Source organism: Vibrio sp. Isolate25 (assembly GCF_022398025.1).
GTDB classification, from domain to species: Bacteria; Pseudomonadota; Gammaproteobacteria; order Enterobacterales; family Vibrionaceae; genus Vibrio; species Vibrio coralliilyticus_A.
Genome location: NZ_JAKEUT010000017.1, coordinates 30,882 through 53,436 on the forward strand (window position 1 = coordinate 30,882; position 22,555 = coordinate 53,436).

At 42.6% G+C, this 22,555-nt stretch carries 14 protein-coding genes; 1 reads left to right on the forward strand and 13 read right to left on the reverse strand.

Annotation, left to right across the window (positions count from 1 at the left end; genetic code table 11):
• Positions 1-29: 29 nt before the first annotated feature.
• The 13 genes from L1D15_RS19675 to L1D15_RS19735 all read right to left on the reverse strand — a co-directional run bounded on the left by L1D15_RS19675 (position 30) and on the right by L1D15_RS19735 (position 21,764).
• Complete coding sequence (locus L1D15_RS19675; protein ID WP_239876774.1) at positions 30-7,541, reverse strand: RHS repeat-associated core domain-containing protein; 7,512 nt, start codon at positions 7,539-7,541, stop codon at positions 30-32.
• Between the two features lie 768 nt (positions 7,542-8,309).
• Complete coding sequence (locus L1D15_RS19680; RefSeq protein ID WP_239876775.1) at positions 8,310-8,489, reverse strand: hypothetical protein; 180 nt, start codon at positions 8,487-8,489, stop codon at positions 8,310-8,312.
• Between the two features lie 29 nt (positions 8,490-8,518).
• Positions 8,519-8,887, reverse strand: coding sequence for a hypothetical protein (locus tag L1D15_RS19685; RefSeq protein ID WP_239876776.1), 369 nt, complete (start codon positions 8,885-8,887; stop codon positions 8,519-8,521).
• Positions 8,888-9,205: 318 nt separating this feature from the next.
• Positions 9,206-9,736 (reverse strand): hypothetical protein, encoded by a 531-nt coding sequence (locus L1D15_RS19690; protein WP_239876777.1) that lies wholly within the window; start codon positions 9,734-9,736, stop codon positions 9,206-9,208.
• Positions 9,729-10,070, reverse strand: a complete 342-nt coding sequence (locus tag L1D15_RS19695; RefSeq protein ID WP_239876778.1) for a hypothetical protein — start codon at positions 10,068-10,070, stop codon at positions 9,729-9,731. Before L1D15_RS19695 ends, L1D15_RS19690 begins: the two co-directional genes overlap by 8 nt.
• Before the next feature lie 466 nt (positions 10,071-10,536).
• The gene (locus L1D15_RS19700; protein WP_239876779.1) at positions 10,537-10,827 is read right to left on the reverse strand and encodes a hypothetical protein; all 291 of its coding nucleotides are present in this window, start codon (positions 10,825-10,827) and stop codon (positions 10,537-10,539) included.
• A gap of 331 nt (positions 10,828-11,158) precedes the next feature.
• Positions 11,159-11,473 (reverse strand): hypothetical protein, encoded by a 315-nt coding sequence (locus L1D15_RS19705; protein WP_239876780.1) that lies wholly within the window; start codon positions 11,471-11,473, stop codon positions 11,159-11,161.
• Between the two features lie 21 nt (positions 11,474-11,494).
• Positions 11,495-11,854, reverse strand: a complete 360-nt coding sequence (locus L1D15_RS19710) for a hypothetical protein (protein ID WP_239876781.1) — start codon at positions 11,852-11,854, stop codon at positions 11,495-11,497.
• A 48-nt stretch (positions 11,855-11,902) separates the two neighbouring features.
• Entirely contained in the window at positions 11,903-12,271 is a 369-nt protein-coding gene (locus tag L1D15_RS19715) for a hypothetical protein (protein ID WP_239876782.1), read from the reverse strand.
• 151 nt (positions 12,272-12,422) lie between these two features.
• Entirely contained in the window at positions 12,423-12,746 is a 324-nt protein-coding gene (locus L1D15_RS19720; RefSeq protein ID WP_239876783.1) for a hypothetical protein, read from the reverse strand.
• 421 nt (positions 12,747-13,167) lie between these two features.
• Positions 13,168-14,034, reverse strand: a complete 867-nt coding sequence (locus L1D15_RS19725; protein ID WP_239876784.1) for a hypothetical protein — start codon at positions 14,032-14,034, stop codon at positions 13,168-13,170.
• Positions 14,027-21,328, reverse strand: a complete 7,302-nt coding sequence (locus L1D15_RS19730; RefSeq protein WP_239876785.1) for an RHS repeat-associated core domain-containing protein — start codon at positions 21,326-21,328, stop codon at positions 14,027-14,029. The genes L1D15_RS19725 and L1D15_RS19730 overlap by 8 nt, the downstream gene beginning before the upstream one ends.
• Before the next feature lie 70 nt (positions 21,329-21,398).
• Complete coding sequence (locus L1D15_RS19735; RefSeq protein ID WP_239876786.1) at positions 21,399-21,764, reverse strand: hypothetical protein; 366 nt, start codon at positions 21,762-21,764, stop codon at positions 21,399-21,401.
• Between the two features lie 408 nt (positions 21,765-22,172).
• On the opposite strand from L1D15_RS19735, the gene L1D15_RS19740 reads away from it, so the two are divergent.
• The gene (locus L1D15_RS19740; protein WP_239876787.1) at positions 22,173-22,553 is read left to right on the forward strand and encodes a hypothetical protein; all 381 of its coding nucleotides are present in this window, start codon (positions 22,173-22,175) and stop codon (positions 22,551-22,553) included.
• Positions 22,554-22,555: the final 2 nt, after the last annotated feature.

Below are 22,555 nucleotides of genomic sequence, written 5' to 3' on the forward strand. Positions count from 1 at the left end.
ATCATTAATCATTAAAGAACTAATTCTCATCATTGATTCCACTGGGTAGAATATCCAGGAACAGTGTCCTTAGAATGGTTAGCCGATACACCATTCAACACGTTAGGGATTAAACTGGCAGGGCTCGATACAATAGTCGTATTGGGACGAACTATCGACATTAGGGCAGTGCCACAAATGAAGTCCAGCGAGGCACAGGACCCACGGCTCCCTGCAGCCGGATAGGCAAATCCCGGCAATGAAAGAAGATAAGAAGACTTAATATAGCCATGCCGCTGTAAATTATTGGTTCTCCAAGCGCCTAACGAATGACCAGTCAAGTGACCATTTTTTGTCCCTTCTCTAACAATTTGAGATGATACCGCGTCCAGTAAACCTTGAACGTTTAGTAGTGAGTCATTGATATCCCAAAACACACCTAATCCTGGCTTAATAAACCGGCTCGTAAAGCCTTCTACATGTGATTTATTACTGTATGAGCCACCAGCAATAGACAAGCCCGCTTTCGAATTTAGTCCAAGAATTAAATTAAACTCTTCTAAGCTCATCCCCCAACGAGCCGCATGCCGTTGCAGCTCTGCTTGAGCTAAGTATTGCAACGAACTACCCACGCCATTTTGAACCATGGTCCCGATGCTTGCTCCCCAGTTACCCTGAAGAAACATTAAGGCTTGCCCTAACTTAGGATCTTGCGAGCCAGCGACCATAGTGCCTGCTTTTATCGCAGCTTGTTGTACTGTTAAATCCGCACCTGAGCTACCGAAAACCCATTGCGCACCTCCGGCTACGGCTGCCGATTTAAGTGAATCTGAAGAGGAGACACCATGAGCTCTATTAACTTCATAAGTCCCAACTGCTGCACATGCTGGTGCCCATGGCCCGCAGAATGCAGAACCAGCAGTAATAATGGCTCTAGCAATGCCATAATCTATTTTCTTAATCACTCTCCTTACTATTTTTTTCAAGGATTTGAAAAAGTAGCCACTTGGATCGGTATAACTCAGCGGATTATTAAGCACATAGCTATATCGATTGAAACTGCCAACTGTATAAAGCTGTTGAACAAATGGGTCCGGGCTAATAAATCGACCCAACTCTTGATCGTAGACTCGTCCATTCATATGAACTAAACCAACTTCGGTAATGTCTTCATGTCCGGTATAACCGCGGTTGGTAATGGCGTTTTGTACCACCTCCAACGGCCCCTTATCAGACCACGCGACGTTACGCTGCTTACCCCAAGTATCGTAACTACGGCGCTCTACCACTAAACCGTAACCATCGGTGATCATATCGACTGAGTTCAACGCATCGTAATGCAGGTAGCGGACTTGTTTATCTTTAAGCTGGCTCTCACCATCGTCAGTGTGAGTATTCAGAGCAATCAACTTGCCATCGGCATAAACAAAGTGTTTGTGTTGAACAACCCCTGTATTGGTATCCTTGACTCGCTCATAGCTCTTGCCAAAGTAGAAGGTTTCAATGCCGTCGCTGTTCTTCTTCAGATAACGATTATGGTTAGCATCATAGAAAAACTCGACGGTTTTACCGTTGCGGGTAATCTTGTTTGGCTTGTTGAACTCCGTCCATTCCAGCTCTCGCTCGTTGGTCGAGTTGCCATCCGCCCATGCGCGTAGCATGTTACCGTTATCGTCATATTGGTAATTCAGCCCATTGGCTTTTGTCACGGCATGTGGCCCTGCCTGCTGACCGCTGTAGTGGTAGTCTCCAATGTCGGATTTATGTATCAGATTGCCCAGCTTGTCATAACGGTAATTAAACGGCCCTGCTAAGTCTGGGTTGTTTACCCCGTGCTGCGCTTTATTCGCCAAACTGATGGTATTGCTGGTGACGCGATCTAAACCATCGTACGTCCAAGTATCGGTGATGCCCAACTGCTCATCGTATCGGTAGGTCACGTTGTTGTGATTGTCGTAGCGATACTGAATAAAGCGGATATTACGCCCTTGGCTGGTACTTGCAGAGAGGCGCGGATCAAATAACACATTCGCTTTATGGGTGGTAATATAATTCGGTCGACCGGTATTGGCATCATGGCTGTAAGTGTTAACCAATCCATTACCCAGCGTTTCCGACAATGTATGATCGTACGCATCGGTTTCACGACGCTGCCAGTAGTAAAGGTAGGCTGGGTTATCTAATGACTCTTCCATTTCTGACTGAGTCAGAATCATATTGAGGTGATCAGCCTGGCTAGATTGCTGAGTGTTCTCACAATGATTACGAGAAGAGGCCTCTAGCTGATTCCCCCCCAACTGATTCGCATATTCACAGTTCAGACCACTCAACTCTGCCACTTTTTCTGACAGATTGATCAACTGGCTGGCAAGGTCGGTGTAGAACTTATAGCGAGTGTTGGCCACTGTTGCAGCTTCAGATAAGTCATCGGCAGCAAACAACAGCTCGTCACGGGTTTCACTATCCGCCTGAGCAATATAGATAACGTTATTGCTCATTAGATCNTTCTCACAATGATTACGAGAAGAGGCCTCTAGCTGATTCCCCCCCAACTGATTCGCATATTCACAGTTCAGACCACTCAACTCTGCCACTTTTTCTGACAGATTGATCAACTGGCTGGCAAGGTCGGTGTAGAACTTATAGCGAGTGTTGGCCACTGTTGCAGCTTCAGATAAGTCATCGGCAGCAAACAACAGCTCGTCACGGGTTTCACTATCCGCCTGAGCAATATAGATATCGTTATTGCTCATTAGATCTTTCTGACCGTTACTGTCATAGTCAGTCAGTAAGAAGTCATGTGAAGCACTCAAGCTTTGCGTATTAAACTCCGAAGCTGGCACCGTATGGATGGTCGCATTGTAGTTGCGGATTCCCGGTTGGGTATTAGCTAAGGTGGTCGTCAGGCGATAAATCGCCCCTTCCAGCGTAATATCCAGCGGGATAGAGACATCATCATGGAGCAGTACCCAAGTCGCTGGACGTAAATAACATTCGCCCTGATCATTACACCACTGCTTATAGCGATAGCCGTCACCCAACAAAGCTTGCGAGGAAGCATCCAGATTGTGCACATTGACGGTTTTGCTGTTGTACTCAGCTGCTTTAGTAGTAAAGAAGCTTTCCTGAGTGGCGTAGCGTTCTGCTTTAGTTAGGTAAACATTGGCTTGTGCTATTGCATCATTTAGCAGCTCACGAATACCTTCTCGGAAGCTGGCACTGGTAAAGACTTCATCTGCATAATTTCGCGGGCTGCGTACCCCTGCGACGTAGCCATAAGGGTTATAAACATATTCGACTGCCAGGCGGTCGTTGCTGTTGGTGCTGCTCAATAACTTAGCCGCACCGGCAAGCGTGGTATCGATGCCGTTTGGTCGAACTTCCCTAGCAACACGCTCGAACTTATCGTAGAAGTAATGGGTGCTGAATTTCTCGTCACCAACTTGAACGGCCACTTCTTCAGTAAGACCGGCGGTATTGTAGTAATAGTCCGTCTCACTACCATTGCCAGTAAAGCCTGATAGGGTGCCAAGCGCCCCTCGCTCATCATAGCGCCAGGTAGATACATTACTCCCTTCGGTCTGCTTCACTTTTCGACCAAGATTATCGTACTCAATCGTGGTGATCGTTCCCTTCGCATCACGCTTATAAACCAGTTCGCCCGCGGCGTTGTAGTTGTAAGTCCACTGGCCCATATCTGGGTCATCCAATGAATTACGATGACCTAAATTGTCATAGCGGATTTGAGTCGTGTTACCTGCGGAATCCGTGCTTGAACGTAGTTTTCCATCCGGATAGTACTGATAGGTTTGGTACGCACCATCTGGCTCTTCTTTACGTAAAGTATGACCCATCACATTCGTTACTGTCGTATGAATAAAGCCTCGTGCATCTTTAACACTGGTCTTGTATCCATCATAACTTGTGTCGAAAGTGGCGATTCCCCCAGCATTGGCAGGCTCTTGCTTTTGAATTTCTCGGTTTAAGGCATCATAAGTAAAAGCAACTCGAGGTGCCGAGGCTTTGCTACCAACAAACTGAGGTCGAGAAAGGCTAACTTTTCGACCATTGCGATCCCACCGAGTATCGACCACGACCAACTGACCGCTAAAGCCAGTGTGCAGTTTACGAATTTCTCGGCCTGCATAGTCAAAAAATGTCATCACCTGGCCACCAGAGGCGGGGTTAAGAGTAACGCAGCTCACCGTCTGACTTGTTGAGTGCGGACCACATTGCTCCCCCAGTTGGTATTGGGTGTAATTGGTATTCCCCGTACCGGGCAGAGATTCACTAATTACACGACCATAAGCGTCATAAGTAAGGCTCTTGGTACGGGCTTTCAATGCACCAATTGATTGGCTCAGCAAGCCTTGTGCATTAAATTGAGTAAATGAGACATGCCCTAATGCATTGGCAGATTCTGTAACGTATAACCCTTGACTGTCATATTGAGTGGTTGAGATTCGCGCAACAAGGTCAGAGCCTTCTACGCTTTGCGACACAACATTGCCCCATTGATCATTATGATAGCGATTAGTAACGCTTTTACCGCCTGACGTAATATCACTGTTTGACTCATAGTCAGAGCTATTCACAGAACTGGAAATCAAAAAGCCATGGTTATCGTAGTGATAACTATTACTGGTCGTACGGGTCAGTTGAGTTGTATCGTCGGTTATCGTAGCTGTTGACGTGACCACGGCGCCAATTTTCCAAAAGCTATCACCCGTTTCCGTGACCAGTTCAGTACGTGTCGTCCTTGAGGTAGTGAACTCCATATTTCCATCACCGTCAAAATCACCAATCGCGTAGCTACCACATGATTTCGGGTTAGCGGTATTAAAATCTGCGGCGGAAGAGTGGATTAACGTTCCAGCGTACACCGTGAGCCCATCTAGATCAGTGCTAGATTCTGTGACTTGATACTTAAAGTAAGAGTCGTAACGTTGTAGCACTAAAGGAATATCGACATCACTATGAATGAGAACGATATGATCATTGGCTTTAAAGTAAACGTCACCGTTCGCGGCACAATAACGCCCAAGCCCTGCTTTAAAAGAGCTCAGCACGGCCGCTAGATTATCGATGTTGCTGACTGCCGAAATATCATAGATATGATGATTGTTGTTCACACCAGTTGAGAGGTAATCAAGCTTATTCGTTCGAGTAAATTGACCTGCACCATCAAGCTCACTTGAAATAACGGTTGTCTCTTCAAGCAAATTCCCAAAGCGGTCCATGATACTGCTCATGGTCTCTTTTCTTTCGACCACATCACTGTTCAAGCCATACTGACTTTTAACAACTTTGTCTGCGTACACTTGGTAGTACTTAGCGTTATAGCCTTGACGAGTATGCAATTTGTATTGGTAACGATTCTCAGCGACTTTCTTACCATTTTTAAAGATTTCGACCTCAAGTGGCTTGCTGGCTATCGCAAGATCTTCTTGCTCAAACGTGGTTTTAGTGGTCGTGATAACATCCGCATTTTCTGTTTCAGTCATCATTTTAAAACCTAAGAAGCCTCCTCCATTAAGATGCGTCTTCGCGTCTTGATATTGGTAGCGATGGTGAGTCGTAGCATAGCCTTTTGGCGCTTTAACCATACTCGCGACTAAATAGCGCCTTGGCGTTATCACTTGAAATGGGTATGAGCTGATATTAGAAGCCGTGTAAACACTGTTATCACTGGCAGCTTTGTAAGTCACCGTATAATCAACACCCACTTCAGAAAAATGCGTAATTTTGTCTTGGGCATGCTGCGAGGAATAGCGAATATGAGCTTTAGCGTTGTTACCATCAGCACGAGTTAATACATCCGGCCAGCCATCGCCATTCACATCTTGAACCGAATAAATCTTTTCGCCGGCATCGAGAAATACGCTGGTCGAAAACTGGTTATTCTGAGTGTTTTGGTAGAAGTAACGGCCATAGCCCAATTCTGGGTAACCGTCATTATTTAAGTCGGAGAAGTAGATACTCTCATCGTGTGAGACGCTATGACTAATAGCAAAAGGAGAATTAAATGATTTACCATTAAACAGGTGAATGTAGAGCTTACCTTTCGATGTTCCTGAGCCCATCACCACATCAAGATAACCATCAGCATTCACATCAGCAAACGACTTTAAAACTCGTCCCTCTGCAGAGGGCAACGTTTGCCAAGCCCCTCCCGTTATTCGATAACGATATCCACCATTGGCCACATCAAACTTATGTAAGTCATCAATCCCATCACCATTGATATCAATGGTTGCGTAACCTTTTTGATAGGTCTCAACACCATCACCATTAAAGTCACCATAATTCACGCCATTGGAAGCATATTTGCAGCTATCACCTGAACAGGTATTAAACTGACAATAGTGACCTAATTGACCATTCCCCTTGTTATACGAACTTGCGGTATTGATACTACATTGGTTCAAAGCAACACTAGGCGAGATGACACTACCACTCAAGCTGTATGACTTCACATTGGTATGTGTTACACCGTTTAAGTCTCTGACTGACATGGTGCCATTGCTGTTACGGCTCAACTCACCGTACGTTTTTACTTGCCCATTTGCCTCTAAGTATCTGGGGCTATTAAAACCTGTACTTGTTGCCCCACCTAGCCCCGGATGACTTCGACCAGTCCAAGTAAAGCGAATATCACTAGAGCACTGGCCTTCAGCACAGTAATTAATCTTGGTCAGTTGGCTGCGAGAAGTCGTAGGAGACGTCTGATAAATGAGCTCATATGTGCCAATTTTCTCCCCTTTGCTGTCAAAGGTTTCGATCTGCTTTAGTCGCTCTGTTCTATTAAGTTGCTTACCGCCAAGATAGTGAGAAGTTGTATCTGAGCGGTTTTCATAAACAAGGTTAACTTTTCCCCCTACGTAGGTGATCTGTGTGAGCTTATGTTTACCCGCCCCATTGTCTTCGCTGTAAACAAAATCGATATGATTTGCCTTACTAGCATCCGTGATTCGATTCAGCGCCCATTTATATACATCAAGTTGTGTGGGGAGTTCGACTCGCGAGTCTTCCGTTACACCATACTCATAAATAGAGCCGTCCTTGTACCAAACCTTAAAGCTCGATGGCCCCTTTCCTACGCGACCAAACGACACAATCTTGGCATAGCCATTATTTTCCACTCGATATTCCGTCAGGTCTTCGCCGTCCCTACCTGAAATCGCGATCAACCTTTGTCCATCAAGGCAGAATCGGTCATTGTCATCAAAATTCACCCCGCCCCGACGACCGTCTTTATATAAGCTCTTACCACAACGAGAAATCGAAGATAACCCGCCTAAGCTCCACCCCATTCCAAGCATGCCATTAGGGGAATCACTGCGATACTCGATACTTAACCTAGGTTGATGGCCCGCTCGGCCCGGTGCTACTGAGATGGGCAATGAGTAGCTTGCTTGGCTGCCTGAGACCGAAAAGTCACCTGATAGTTTGATGCTTTTTCCAGCCTCTAAGGTGAGAGCCAAAGCAGAATAAGAAAAGACGACTGCTAGAAGTAAAACTACATGTACTGCATAAATATGAGGAAAACGATTCGATTTCATATAAGCCACTGCGGTTATTTTCTTGATTTGGATTTGTTGACCACTCTAAAAACTCAGAAAGCTATCAATTTGAGCTGTGTATGAGGCATTTCTGAAGCAAACGGTGAGGAAAATCACTGCATTTTATTTTGGGGACGGCTTTCGACGGTTTTTATTCAAACCCAAGCCAGCAATTGATGATGAAAATAAAGGCTCTGAGTATATGGAGTGTAAGACAGTGGTAATAGAAACGAGTAAAACCACGATAGAGAGATAGTGTATTTGAGTCATCATTGATTTCACTCTGGTGAAAAGTGGAAGTGGGCTACACTTCCACTCCATATTGTTATCTAATTAGCAGGAAAATCATAATACACATGAATAATAATTAACCTTTAAATAGATTCAAATCAAAAAAAACATAGATACGATTCAAATCACAACCAATATGAAAAAATGGTACTTTGGTTTAGTGAGTCAAATAAATCCCATTAAGATCTGCGCTCTACTCTATGTACAACTCTTTAATCCGATACCATCCACCTTCACACCCTTCTATCACAATTTTTACCGTATCTTGCGTCGCTTTCGCTGNATATGAAAAAATGGTACTTTGGTTTAGTGAGTCAAATAAATCCCATTAAGATCTGCGCTCTACTCTATGTACAACTCTTTAATCCGATACCATCCACCTTCACACCCTTCTATCACAATTTTTACCGTATCTTGCGTCGCTTTCGCTGAAAGTAATGCGGATTTAAAAATATTTTCCGATGTCCCTAACCCAGCCTATCCATTGCTGTTTGCGCACTGACCTGATGTTTTTGCATTTGGGAAACCTTGCTGAAGACTCACTGCAATCGTTCCATTAGGTTTAACAAAAACACCTTTTATAGTACCAACATCCATTGAGGATCCAGCAAAAGTGGATGACGATATAAGCCAAAGAGCCAAAAGGATTTTTTTCATGATTAATTCCTTATGTAATTTATAAAACGTTAATAAATAACCATATAATCAAGCTGACAATCGTTGGAACCTTCAACAATACGGGCAAATACCTGTTTCTCTGATGAGTGAGCCGTGAGCAACATACTGTAAGTATTTTTAAAGTGAGGATGAGATTGTTTTAAAACGAAGTAAACACCTTCTCCTAACTTACAATTAAGCTCACTGGGTACATCTCCAAACACCTTTCCTGGTGGTGGGAACTTAATACTTCCATCTCGGTGCAGGTAAATAGAATCAATTTTTCCCACACAACCACTAGAACGGCAACCTTCGAAAGGCGGCGTTCCCGCTAATGAACTGTTAATACTGAAAAGTAAAGAACAGAGTAAAAATAACAATGTATAAATTTTCTTCATAGTTTCACCTTTTAGGCTAGTTTTATAAGCACTCAAAATAGTAGTAATACTCCTATTTTTAGTGGGAAATGAATTAAAAATAGAAAGCAGCTTTTCTAATTATTATCTAAGCCAAAATTCTCTAGTTTACAGGCTGTAGCCCTTTTTGTGCCGCAGTGTCGAACATAGACCTTAACTTTTCTATCGGTTAACTTGGCTGCTAATGCGAGAGAGAATAATGTCTCGCTCTCTCCATCAATATGAAATGGTGCAAGCCCATTTGACCATAGTGGAGGGTTAAACTGGTTAACTACACTTGTTACTTCTTCGACATGCAGGCTAATTATTTTTATTCCTCAACTCAGAATAAAAATAATCATCGGGTTCAATATCTGTTTCTTTAACTGAAATTAATAGCACCCCATCATCGTCAATATATGAAAATCCTGAATAAGTCGATTTGTTAATGTTAGCCTTCATTAAAACTGTAATATTATCTAAACTTGCATTATCTAATTTTATTCGAATTTTCTCTCCTGAAAATTCCTCGCTAAACCTAGGGTTGAATTTTCCAATAAGAATCCTTAAAGCAAAAGTAGCCAATCTAATTTTAGATGATGTATCTTTTAAATCATGTTCTAAGAGTTCAGGTGTAGAATCAAAATTACTATTCACAGTAATAAAAACTCTTTTTTCTTCATCAATGTTAATTCTTTCGATACATAGGCTACTTTTTTTCTCAAGTTTACAACTAGGATAAAAGTCCATAACTCCTGATTTTTGTAAATCGACATCGTATGCAAATACACAAGAAGAACCCAAAGCAAAGAAAGAGAAGAAAATACAAACTCTAAAAAAAGCATTAATCATAACTACCCAAATCCATATTACTACTAGTTTCCTTTGTACCAGCAGGCCTCACTGTAACATCAGTTTTTTCTACTTTCTCTACAACAACTTTTAGATCATGGTCTTTTTTATTTCCTGTAGAAAAAACATATCCGGTCTTAGTATCAAGTAAACCTTCTTGGGTTGTTGTATTATAAGTTGTTTCACGAACCTCTTCACGAAGGTATTCTTCTCGATTAGAATAGTTGATACCTTGCCGAGCAGTTTCCACCGCAATTTTCTCCGGTATAGTTCTAGTAAAAAATTGCGCAGTATCAGCCAGTTTATTAGCAATATCATCAACAGAACCATCCATGGGTTTCTCTGTCACCTTTAGTACTTCTTTGACTCGATTAGATAACCGAACTATATCTACTCACTGATATCTACTCGGAATACTATCTACGCGAGGTTTTACCTTACCTTCTCGATACTCATCGTGCTGCCAACTGCCAACTGCCAACTGCCAACTGCCAACTGCCAACTTTCACTCTAACAGTATTCTCAACATTACTATCATTTTCTTTCCTATTAGGGAGCTGTGGTTCTGGAGCGAGCTTATCCTTTGCATCTACGCCTTTGTCTTCTCCATTTCTAGGACGTCTCTTTCCACCTGAACCACTTGAGTGTTCAATTCGATAAGAATGCTCATATATTTTATAGCCTGTAGGGTCTGGGTTATTCCATACATAAGAATAACGATTGTAACTATTGGTCTCATATGGTGCCTGAATATTGCTCACCCCCAAGCTATAACTTGGGGGGTGTGTATAAGAGGCAAATTACTCAGCTTCCATTTGAATGACATAATCCATGCGAAAGTGCCCGCTATCTTGACAAACTCCACGCGCTTTTATTGCCTTACCAGTAGCCTGAGATGCCAGAACAAGACTCAGCACCGCGTCTGCAGCAACGGCTTCATTTTTATGTAAGAAGACATAAGCCGCTTTTTTACAACTCTCAGCCCCCCACCCATCGGCCACTTTAAAATAGTATGTACCATTAGTGGTGATATGGACTCGCTCTACTATATGTGGTTCTGTCCACTCTAAAGAGTAAGCAACCGAACTCATTAGGGAACACACAATAAAAAATAATCGCTTCATTAGATAGCCTTTAATAGTTAATTTATAAGTGGTTAACTATTTAATCTTAAATATAACCACCACTCGTAGATACAACTCAAATCACAACGAATATGAAAAAATGGTACTTTGGTTTAGTGAGTCAAATAAATCCCATTAAGATCTGCGCTCTACTCTATGTACAACTCTTTAATCCGATACCATCCACCTTCACACCCTTCTATCACAATTTTTACCGTATCTTGCGTCGCTTTCGCTGNATATGAAAAAATGGTACTTTGGTTTAGTGAGTCAAATAAATCCCATTAAGATCTGCGCTCTACTCTATGTACAACTCTTTAATCCGATACCATCCACCTTCACACCCTTCTATCACAATTTTTACCGTATCTTGCGTCGCTTTCGCTGAGAGTAATGCGGATTTAAAAATATTTTCCGATGTCCCTAGCCCAGCCCATCCATTGCTGTTTTCGCACTGACCTGATGTTTTTGCATTCGGGAAACCTTGCTGAAGACTCACTGCAATTGTTCCATTAGGTTTAACAAAAACACCTTTTATAGTGCCAACATCCATTGAGGATCCAGCAAAAGTGGATGACGATATAAGCCAAAGAGCCAAAAGGCGTTTTTTCATAATTAATTCCTTATGTATATTTTATAAAATAGTTATATATTGAAATTTGCAATACCCATTGCTAGGAAAGAGAATAGTATCATCTAACGTAACCATGACTCTTTTATTTGCCATTTTTGCAGATAACAATAGCGTTAATGCAGTCTCGTTGCCTTCTGGAATTGAAATAGCGTAACTATCTGAAGCATATTGTCTACAATTCGGCTTAACATCTGGGTTGACAATTTCAAACCACGCGTGTTTTCGCCATAATGGAGCGAATGAATTGGAGGTTTCATGATATCGAATTTGACCAATATCCCCGGTTATATCGACTCGAGCCGCACTAGCTGATGTAGAAGCTATTAGTGCAACTAGAGTGATAAAATTTTTAGTATTCATATTTTTAACCTAAATTTACTTGATAAAACTTAATTTAAAATAAAGTTTCTAATAAATAACCATATAATCAAGCTGACAATCGTTGGAACCTTCAACAATACGGGCAAATACCTGTTTCTCTGATGAGTGAGCTGTGAGCAACATGCTGTAAGTGTTTTTAAAGTGAGGATGAGATTGTTTTAAAACGAAGTAAACACCTTCTCCTAGCTTACAATTAAGCTCACTCGGTACATCTCCAAACACTTTTCCTGGTGGTGGGAACTTAATACTTCCATCTCGGTGCAAGTAAATAGAGTCAATTTTTCCCACACAGCCACTAGAACGGCAACCTTCGAAAGGCGGCGTACCCGCTAATGAACCACTTATATTTATGGATAAAGAAAAAAGTAGAAATAATAGGGTATAAATTCTTTTCATAATGTCACTATTAAAAGCTTATTAAAAATTAATTTTATTGCTAAAGAGCTATCATTCTAGTTAGCGTCTAAGCCTAAATACTCAAGTTTGCAGACTGTAGCGCCTTCTGTTCTGCCGTCATGTCGAACTTTTCTGTCTGCTAACTTGGCTACTAACGCGCATAAACCACGCTAAATATTTTACATACAGGGGCAGTAGTCCCCGACCATCGTTGGTCTTCATAGGCAAATATTGATATTGGTGTATTGGCTTGGTAGGCAGCAAGTAACATACTTAAAATCGATTCATAGCCTGGGCTGACTTTATCTATAAAATATCCAGTGCTACATTGCTGCCCGTTAGTTTCCATACTAATAAAAACATCACCATGAACAGAATAAGCTTGTATTCTTTTAATCAGCCCAGTTGGTGATTCTTCGGTTGCGCTTACACCGAAGCTAAGCAGTAGAATAAGAAAGGCAAAATATTTTTTCATTGTTAATCCTTTGATATTAGTCAATGTAAATTAGTTAATCGGTTTTACTCAATGATTGGGGATAAATTGTTAGTTCTACCAACTAATTATTGAAGTGAAATGAATTGAGAATAAAAATTTTCATAACGTCACTATAAAAGATTATTCATAAGAGTAAAACAGTAGTAAAACTGCTATTTTTATTTGCAATCATTTTTATGCTAACCTATTTGACTATGACTGAGGCTGACAATTATCACCAACGCTTGTGACCCCTTCGAGGGTAATCCATGACGCATTGTCCCAGCTGCTACCACCGGAATAAGGTTTTGCATGAGATTTAAACTCAACAATCTTCATATATTTTCTTAATCATAATACCCTTTGGTGAAAGACATGTGATTACGAGATAAAGAAAGCCCGCATGTTACAGGCTTAAAAATCAAGATAGTATTTCTACCACCTGTTCTTGCTTATGAGAGTAGTGACGCTTATCGACGAAAAATATTTTTTTTAGTGTGGGAATATCTAATAACGAAGTTAAATCTCCATCCTCAATGCTTGTATCTCCTACAAAGGTGATATTCTCTAATAACTGGCACTTCGCAAGTGACCTCAAAGATTTAATATTTCCACAGTCATTTAATACAATCTCTTTGAGGTTATTAATCTCACCAAGCAAAGCTACATCATACAACTTTTTGCATCCTTCAATTTCCACGACCTCTATCTGTTGACACATATCTACACTAGAAAGACTTTCTAACTTAGAACATTCGGCTAAATCCAGAATAGATAGTGAACTAAGGTTCTCGATTCCTGACAAAGATACAAGCTTTCTGGAGGTTAGTTGCAAACGTTTCAAACCAGACATTTTTTGAATATCCTTCAAGTCCTCTGAAGGATAATTAACAATATTAAGTAAACTCAAACCATCACAAGCAAAAACTGTTCTTGCTTTAGGTCTCCATAGCAATTTACATATTTTTAATTTATGGAACTTTGAAAAGTCAGGAGCCTTAGTGAACTTGCACTGCAACCCCAAATATTCAAGGTTAGTTAGAGCTTCTAAAGGAGTTATATCGTTAACTTCCCAAGAGTAAATCTCGATACCACGCAAATCAGGCAGTCTCTTTATGAACGAAATATCATTGCCATCCCAGCCAGCAGATTGGCTTAGACGCAGCACTGAAATATTTTCTTTATCCATTACTGATTTAAAACTATCAGACCAACGGCCTGTTAGCACGAGACAGCTCCCCATTCCATTTTCAGCTTCATCGATAAAATACTGGTTAATACTAGTCAAGTAAATGCCTCCTGTTTGGGCCAATAGGGTCAACTTTGTTTGATACTTTATCTGAGAAGCGAGCGGGTACGCCACCTGTTATTTCTTGAAGACGCTTATGCTCAGCTATCTCTCTAACAGTTTTTCCACCTAAAACTTCGGTAGTTTTAACACTTTGGTCTGGACCTAGCTTACCTTTTTTCTCATGCTGATTGAGGCGACTAGGTATATTAACTGACTGACCAACATATTTTTTTCCTGCAGTGTCCGTAAATTCATAAATACCTTGCTTTACCGCCCCTGCATTCTTTGTAACGTCCGGATTAGCTGCATCAAGTAACTTCTCTACTGCTTTTTTCTTTTTTCCTGCAATCTTCCCAGGAATACCACCTATAGCAGCGGCTGCACCCACTATGTCTCCCTCAGCAGCAGCATCTAACGCTTCCTCTATCCCTTTTAATGTATCGGCCGCTGCACTTATGGCACCTCCAACTGGCGTTAACTCCATACCAGCACGAACCACATCAGGATCTGGCGCTGGTAATCTACTGTTAAAGATTTCACTCCCCCATTGCGGTGTAGTGTTATTAGAACCAGCTATCGTATCATCATCTTCTAGGCTTCCTCCCTGAGTCGGCTTAGTACCACTGGTCGTGCCATTATTTTTGTCGCTCCCTCGACCTCTACCACTACTTGGATTACGACCACTACGCCAATTGCCTTTTCGATCTTGGTAATTACCTCTGTTTACTCCCTCAACCTCCCTAAAGCCAGTGGGATCAGTATATTTAAGCGGATTGTTTCTAACGTAGCTATACCTGTTAAATCTATTAGTAATAAATGGAGCTTGGATTACTGGATCAGCACTGGTGAACCTACCCAACTCTTGATCGTAGACTCGTCCATTCATATGAACTAGGCCAACTTCGGTAATTTCTTCATGTCCGGTATAACCGCGGTTAGTAATGACGTTTTGTACCACATCCAACGGCCCGTTTTCAGACCATGCGACTTTACGCTGCTTACCCCAAGTATCATAACTGCGGCGCTCTACCACTAAACCGTAGCCATCGGTGATCATATCGACTGAGTTCAGCGCATCGTAATGAAGGTAACGGACTTGTTTATCCTGCAAGTCATCATCTGCACCCTTAGTCTGAGTATTGAGTGCGATTAGCTTGCCATCGGCATAAACAAAGTGTTTGTGTTGAACAATCCCTGTATTGGTATCTTTAACTCGCTCATAGCTCTTGCCAAAGTAGAAGGTTTCAATTCCGTCGCTGTTCTTCTTCAGATAACGGTTATGGTTAGCATCATAGAAAAACTCGACGGTTTTACCGTTGCGGGTAATCTTGTTCGGCTTGTTGAATTCCGTCCATTCCAGCTCTCGCTCATTGCTCGAGTTGCCATCTGCCCATGCGCGCAACATATTACCGTTATCGTCATATTGGTAATTCAGTCCATTGGCTTTTGTCACGGCATGTGGCCCTGCCTGCTGACCGCTGTACTGATAGTCTCCAATGTCGGATTTATGTATCAGATTGCCCAGCTTGTCATACCGGTAATTAAACGGCCCTGCTAAGTCTGGGTTGTTTACCCCGTGCTGCACTTTATTCGCCAGGCTGATGGTATTACTGGTGACGCGATCTAAACCATCGTAAGTCCAAGTATCGGTTATGCCCAGCTGCTCATCGTATCGGTAGGTCACGTTGTTGTGATTGTCATAGCGATACTGAATAAAGCGGACATTACGCCCTTGGCTGGTACTTGCAGAGAGGCGTGGATCAAACAACACATTCGCTTTATGGGTGGTAATATAATTCGGTCGACCGGTATTGGTATCATGGCTGTAGGTGTTAACCAATCCATTACCCAGTGTTTCCGACAACGTATGATCATAAGCATCGGTTTCACGACGTTGCCAATAGTAAAGGTAGGCTGGGTTATCTAATGACTCTTCCATTTCTGACTGAGTCAGAATCATATTGAGGTGATCTGCTTGGCTAGATTGCTGCGTGTTCTCACAATGATTACGAGAAGAGGCCTCTAGCTGATTCCCCCCCAACTGATTCGCATATTCACAGTTCAGACCACTCAACTCTGCCACTTTTTCTGACAGATTGATCAACTGGCTGGCAAGGTCGGTGTAGAACTTATAGCGAGTNTTCTCACAATGATTACGAGAAGAGGCCTCTAGCTGATTCCCCCCCAACTGATTCGCATATTCACAGTTCAGACCACTCAACTCTGCCACTTTTTCTGACAGATTGATCAACTGGCTGGCAAGGTCGGTGTAGAACTTATAGCGAGTGTTTGCAACCGTTGCCGCTTCAGATAAGTCATCGGCAGCAAATAAAAGCTCCTCACGGGTTTCACTATCCGCCTGAGCAATATAGATATCGTTATTGCTCATCAAATCTTTCTGACCGTTACTGTCATAGTCAGTCAGTAAGAAGTCATGTGAAGCACTCAAGCTTTGCGTATTAAACTCCGAAGCTGGCACCGTATAGACGGTCGCATTGTAGTTACGCACTCCCGGCTGGGTATTAGCTAAGGTGGTCGTCAGGCGATAAATCGCGCCTTCCAGCGTAATATCCAGTGGGATAGAGACATCATCATGGAGCAATACCCAAGTCGCTGGACGTAAATAACATTCGCCCTGTTCATTACACCACTGCTTATAGCGATAACCTTCACCCAACAAGGCCTGTGAGGAGGCATCCAGATTGTGCACGTTAACGGTTTTGCTGTTGTACTCACTCGCCTTAGTGGTAAAGAAGCTTTCCTGAGTGGCGTAGCGCTCTGCCTTAGTGAGGTAAACATTGGCTTGTGCTATCGCATCATTCAGCAGCTCACGAATACCTTCACGGAAACTGGCACTGGTAAAGACTTCATCTGCATAATTTCGCGGGCTGCGTACCCCAGCAACGTAGCCATAAGGGTTATAAACATATTCGACTGCCAGGCGATCGTTGCTGTTGGTGCTGCTCAATAACTTGGCCGCACCGGCAAGCGTGGTATCAATGCCGTTTGGTCGAACTTCCCTAGCAATACGCTCGAACTTATCGTAGAAGTAATGAGTACTGAACTTCTCGTCACCCACATAGACAGCCACTTCTTCAGTTAGACCTGCTGAGTTGTAGTAATAGTCCGTCTCACTGCCATTACCAGCAAAGCCAGATAGGGTGCCAAGCACCCCACGCTCATCGTAACGCCAGGTAGAAACGTTACTCCCTTCGGTCTGCTTCACTTTTCGGCCAAGGTTATCGTACTCAATCGTGGTGATCGTTCCTTTCGCATCGCGCTTGTAAACCAGTTCGCCCGCTGCGTTGTAGTTGTAACTCCACTGGCCCATATCTGGGTCATCCAACGAATGACGATGACCTAAATTGTCATAGCGGATGTGAGTCGTGTTACCTGCGGAATCCGTGCTTGAACGTAGTTTTCCATCCGGATAGTACTGATAGGTTTGGTATGCGCTATCTGGCTCATTTTTACGCAGTATATGACCCATGATGTTAGTCAACGTACTGTGTTCAAAACCTCGGGCATCAGTCACAGACGTTAAGTAGCCTTGATAACGGGTGGTAAAGGTGGCTACCCCACCGTTGCTTGCAGGCTCCGACTTAGTCAATTCACGGTTTAACTCGTCGTAACTAAAAGTGACCACTGGAGCGGGTGTTTTTTTGCTAAGGAGCTGAGGTCGGGTCACGCTGACTTTACGGCCATTACGGTCCCAACGAGTATCCACTACTACAAGCTGGCCACTAAACCCTGTATGCAGTTTGCGGACTTCTCTTCCAGAGTAGTCAAAATGCGTCACCACTTTGCCGCCAGTTGCAGGCGAAGTCGTCACACAGCTTACAGTTTGCGACGTTCCATCTTTACATTGGCTACCCAAACCGTAACTGGTGTGATTGGTATTGCCGGTGCCCGGTAGGGACTCTGTCAATACGCGACTGAAAACGTCATAGGTGTAACCTGTGGTACGGCCTTTTAGCGGACTCACAGACTGCTTAAGCCTTCCTTGAGCATCAAACTGAGTTGACGTACGGTGACCAGCAGCATTGGTGGAAGCTGTTGAGAATAAGCCATGTGCATCAAACTGGGTGGTCGTCGTGCGTTTAGCCAAATCAGTGCCTTCTACACTTTGGCTGACAACATTGCCCCAATCATCATAGCTATATTGTGTAGTGATCGATTTCCCAGCCAAGGCAATATCACCACTTGACTCATAATCTGAACTGGTTGTTTTGTCTGAGATAAGGAAGCCATTGCTACTGTAATCATACTGGTTCGCGATGGTTCTTTTTAAATTGGTGGTGTTATCAACAATGGTAGAGATAGAACTGGCAACGGCGCCGATCTTCCAATAATTCTCGCCCGTTTGGCCGACAGTCTGCACACGCGTCATAGACGACGTGGTGAACTCCATATTGCCATCACCATCATAGTCATTATACGAATAGCTTCCACACGACTTAGCGTTTGAATGGTTAAATTCGCTGGAACTTGAGCTGGCAAGTTGTCCTTTGTAGACCGTTAAACCATCGAGATCAACGCTGTAAGAACTGCTCTGGTATTTGAAATAACTATCGTAGCGCTCCAGAACGAGAGGAATATCAACATCACTGTGGATCAACACAATGTAGTCATTGGGCTTAAAGAACACTTCGCCGTTTTCACCACAATAGCGCCCCATGCCCGCTTTATAAGTACGAAGCAGAGTGTCTAAATTGTTGACGTTACTAACGCTGGTAATGTCGTAAATGTAATGGTTCTGATTTACACCCGTTGAGACGTATTGATATTGGGTGTTGCTGGTAAAGCTGCCCGCACCTTCTAATTCACTGGATAATTCTGATTTTTCACTGATTAAGTTGCCAAAGCGATCCATCGAGCGAGTAATCACTTCCTGACGCTCAACTGCACTGCTGCTCAAGCCGTATTTTTTCTTAACGACTTTATTAGCATAAAGCTGGTAGTACTTAGCTCCGTAACCTTGATTAGTCAACTTTTGATAGCTGTACGATGTTTCCGATACTTTCTTATTGTTTTTGAATACAGATACAAGCTTTGGCTCACCCGCCTTCACCACATCTAGCTGTTCAAATATGGTTTCTGTACGAGTGGTGACCTCTGCATTTTCTGTTTCGGTGATTTTTTCAAACCCAAGGAAGCCACCACCCAAATAGTGTGACTTCGCCCCTTCATACTGATAGCTATATGAGGTGGAAGCATAGCCTTTAGGCTGCTTAACAACGCTAGAGACAAGGTAAGCGGTTGGGGTTGAGTTAACGTAAGGGAAGCTGTAGTAACGCTTTTGTTTGTGGACGCTCGTATCTGTCGCGACTTTGTAACTAACGCGGTACTCGATCGCAAACTCTTCAATCTTAGATATTTTGTCTGTCGGATATGCGCTTGACGTTAGCAAGTAGAGCTTGTCGTTATCATTACGAACAAAATCAACGATGCCATCGGAGTTGTAGTCAACCAATTGCTCAATTTTTGAAACATTTGAACCAATGGTCTGACTGAAATTGATATTACCGAAATTGTTTTTGTAGAAACGTCCGTTGACGTAAATTTCAGGGTAACCATCAGCGTTGTAGTCGATGGCTTTGATTTTCTTTAAATCATCGCCATGCAAGCGCCCAGAAGTAAATCTATGTACAAAACTATGACCATTAAATAGGTAAACGCGAATGGTGCGTTGGTTACCACCCGCTGCAATCAGGTCTTTGTAACCATCGTTGTTTACGTCTGCGAGAAAAGCTAAATCTGGTCGCCACTGACTTGTTTCACTGCGGAACACATACTCTTTATAAGAGCGACTTGATAAATAGAAGACCAAATCACTCGTATACTTAACGTAGTAGTCATCTTTACCATCATTATCGATATCAGCAATACCAGATATAGGATAAGACGAGCCCTTTGGTGATGAGAAGAGCGTTTCCTTTCCATCTCCATTCAAATCGGCAGCGGACTGTTCTGATGTATATGTGGCCATTACCCCATTGTTGTTAGGCGAATAGGTTCTGAGTGGCTTCTTAACATCAAGGTAATGGTTGTATTTAGGTCGTTCGCGATCTGGTGGTCCAGACTCTCCACACCATTCGCCTCTAACATAGTCATATTTTGTAGTCACTAAGTTTGGAGAATCCAAACTGCCTGAAAGAGCATAAGCAGCAATATTATTAACCGTCTCTCCCTTCAAACCTTTGGCAATTCCCGAAGGAGTCGAAGGCTTTATTCTGGTACAAATAGGGTTCTGAGCTTTTTGAGTCAATCCATATGCCTCAAAACGGCCATCTCGATTGCTATCAAAAAAGTTAACTTCTTGAAACCCTAATGAAGATGATTTTCGGCTATTGGAATGACTATTATTCCAAGAGAAATTGATTTCTGTACTGCACTGGCCATTACTACAGTAATCTACCGTGTTTAAAAGGCTTCGAGCGGAGATCCCGGAGTAAGTATATTTAAGGTTATAGCTCCCTACGGGGGCATTACTGGCATCAAAAGTCTTGATAGTTTTTAAGCGTACATTTCGTTTTAACTGGCTACCAAACAGATATTGCGCGATTTGATCCGTTCTCGATTCATACTCAAAGCTGACCTTGCCGCCCACATAGTTGATATTGTCAATTCGATGCGTACCATTTCTATTGTCTTCACGGTAGCTGAACTGTACGTGGTTGTTTTTGCTGGTATCAGTGATCTTATTCAGTGCCCATTTATAAACGTGCGACTGACCTGGCAATTCCGCTCGCGAATCAGACGTCACACCATACTCATAAACCGAGCCGTCCTTGTACCAAACCTTGAAACTTTTAGGCCCATTTCCAGCACGGCCAAATGAGACGATCTTCGAGTAGCCGTTTGTTTCCAATCGATACTCAGTTAAGTTTTCGCCATCACGCCCAGAAACGGCAATCAAACGTTTCCCATCAAGACAGTAGCGATCATCCGCATTAAATCGAACCCCTCCCCAGCGGCCATCTTTATTGAGGTTTTTACCACAACGAGAAACCGAAGAAAGCCCACCTAGGCTCCAACCCATACCGAGCATACCGTTAGGAGAGTCACTACGATATTCCAAACTCACAGAAGGTTGTAATCCTGCACGGCCCGGAGATACCGCGATTGGCAGTGAGTACGTTGCTTGACCACCAGACGCAGAAAAATCACCAGATAACTCAATGCTTTTGCCTTCTTCTGAGGTTAAAGAAAGAGCGGGGTGCGAAAAGGCTACCGCCAGTAGTGAAACAACATACACCGCATAGGTATGAGTGAAACGATTCGATTTCATATAAGCCACTGCTGTTTATATTCTTAATTGGATTTCGCTTGTTACTCTGAAAGATCAGGTCGCGAATTGATTATTGACTGATGGATTGCAGTCTTTTCAGCCTCAGTTGCAGATTCTCAAGCTCTGCGGGAGGCTGATATTGTTCTTGGATATTGCTTTGTGAAAATTCCGCGAGATCTCCACGAAGGAGTGGGAGTTGCGCTTTATCCACTTCAACTAGGCCATGGGCAATGGTTTGCTGCAGCTGAATCACCGGTGAAGGGAAATTCGCATCTTGACTCAATGTTATTTTTGGCAATGCATTACTGCTCTTGTCACTCAGAGCAGGTACTTCATCCGTGATTGATTGAGGTGAAGGTTTTAAGAAAGTCGCATATAGGGCGCCAGCGATAGAAGCGAACAAAGCCACAACTAGGACATAGTGCTTTTTAGTCATATGAATTAAATCTCAGCCTTTAACGCGGAAACTAGGTGCGCCTACGCTTTTCGTCGTCAGACTAACAATAGATAGAGCGTATAAATCAACTCTGATAATAATTAATACTTATATAAATTCAAAATATAATTTAATGGCTATGAGATGAATCACAATATAAATCAGTAAATAGTACTTTTGTTTCAGTTAGTTAAATAAGTAAAAACGAATATAAGAATCGGATAAGGGCAAGGAAAATTTGGTCGCTTAAGCCTCCATTAACTCAAGTCGTACCTGAAAGACTAAATACACTCTGATTCACACTTTTTTGTCTCTATAAAATTATCACTACACATTGATAAAACTTATAAATAAAATCCACTCTTCCTTAAGAGTTTGTCCTTAATTTCATATCAACCGAGAACAATAATGAAACTAAAACAAATCGCAGTGGCGAGCCTTTCAGCGTTAACTTTGAGCGCTTGCCAAACTACGAAGATAGAAGATTTACAACCAACAGCTAGCCAAGAAACTATTGATGTAGCAAAGGAAAGGCTAAGCGAATACGAATGGTTAGAAGTCAGCGATAATGGCGTAATAAGTTATACGGAAGCATTAAGTGGCCAAGGAGGCAGATGGAAGACTTCACACGTCAAAGAGTTAGGCTATCGTTTAGCATGCGAAGAGCTACGTTGGTTTGTTGAAGCTGGAATGATCGTCCGTGTTTACTACCGCGGTTCAGGTGGCTACCTTGGTGACTATGATAAGGAACGATGTGAAACAGAAATTCCTTCTAATATATACGAATAAAA

What these genes read in the sequence shown, in the direction of transcription:
- L1D15_RS19680 (WP_239876775.1), bottom strand. Translation starts at nt 8,489, where the DNA reads ATGAAAAAAATCCTTTTGGCTCTTTGGCTTATATCGTCATCCACTTTT.
- L1D15_RS19685 (WP_239876776.1), bottom strand. Translation starts at nt 8,887, where the DNA reads ATGAAGAAAATTTATACATTGTTATTTTTACTCTGTTCTTTACTTTTC.
- L1D15_RS19690 (WP_239876777.1), bottom strand. Translation starts at nt 9,736, where the DNA reads ATGATTAATGCTTTTTTTAGAGTTTGTATTTTCTTCTCTTTCTTTGCT.
- L1D15_RS19695 (WP_239876778.1), bottom strand. Translation starts at nt 10,070, where the DNA reads ATGGATGGTTCTGTTGATGATATTGCTAATAAACTGGCTGATACTGCG.
- L1D15_RS19700 (WP_239876779.1), bottom strand. Translation starts at nt 10,827, where the DNA reads ATGAGTTCGGTTGCTTACTCTTTAGAGTGGACAGAACCACATATAGTA.
- L1D15_RS19705 (WP_239876780.1), bottom strand. Translation starts at nt 11,473, where the DNA reads ATGAAAAAACGCCTTTTGGCTCTTTGGCTTATATCGTCATCCACTTTT.
- L1D15_RS19710 (WP_239876781.1), bottom strand. Translation starts at nt 11,854, where the DNA reads ATGAATACTAAAAATTTTATCACTCTAGTTGCACTAATAGCTTCTACA.
- L1D15_RS19715 (WP_239876782.1), bottom strand. Translation starts at nt 12,271, where the DNA reads ATGAAAAGAATTTATACCCTATTATTTCTACTTTTTTCTTTATCCATA.
- L1D15_RS19720 (WP_239876783.1), bottom strand. Translation starts at nt 12,746, where the DNA reads ATGAAAAAATATTTTGCCTTTCTTATTCTACTGCTTAGCTTCGGTGTA.
- L1D15_RS19735 (WP_239876786.1), bottom strand. Translation starts at nt 21,764, where the DNA reads ATGACTAAAAAGCACTATGTCCTAGTTGTGGCTTTGTTCGCTTCTATC.
- L1D15_RS19740 (WP_239876787.1), top strand. Translation starts at nt 22,173, where the DNA reads ATGAAACTAAAACAAATCGCAGTGGCGAGCCTTTCAGCGTTAACTTTG.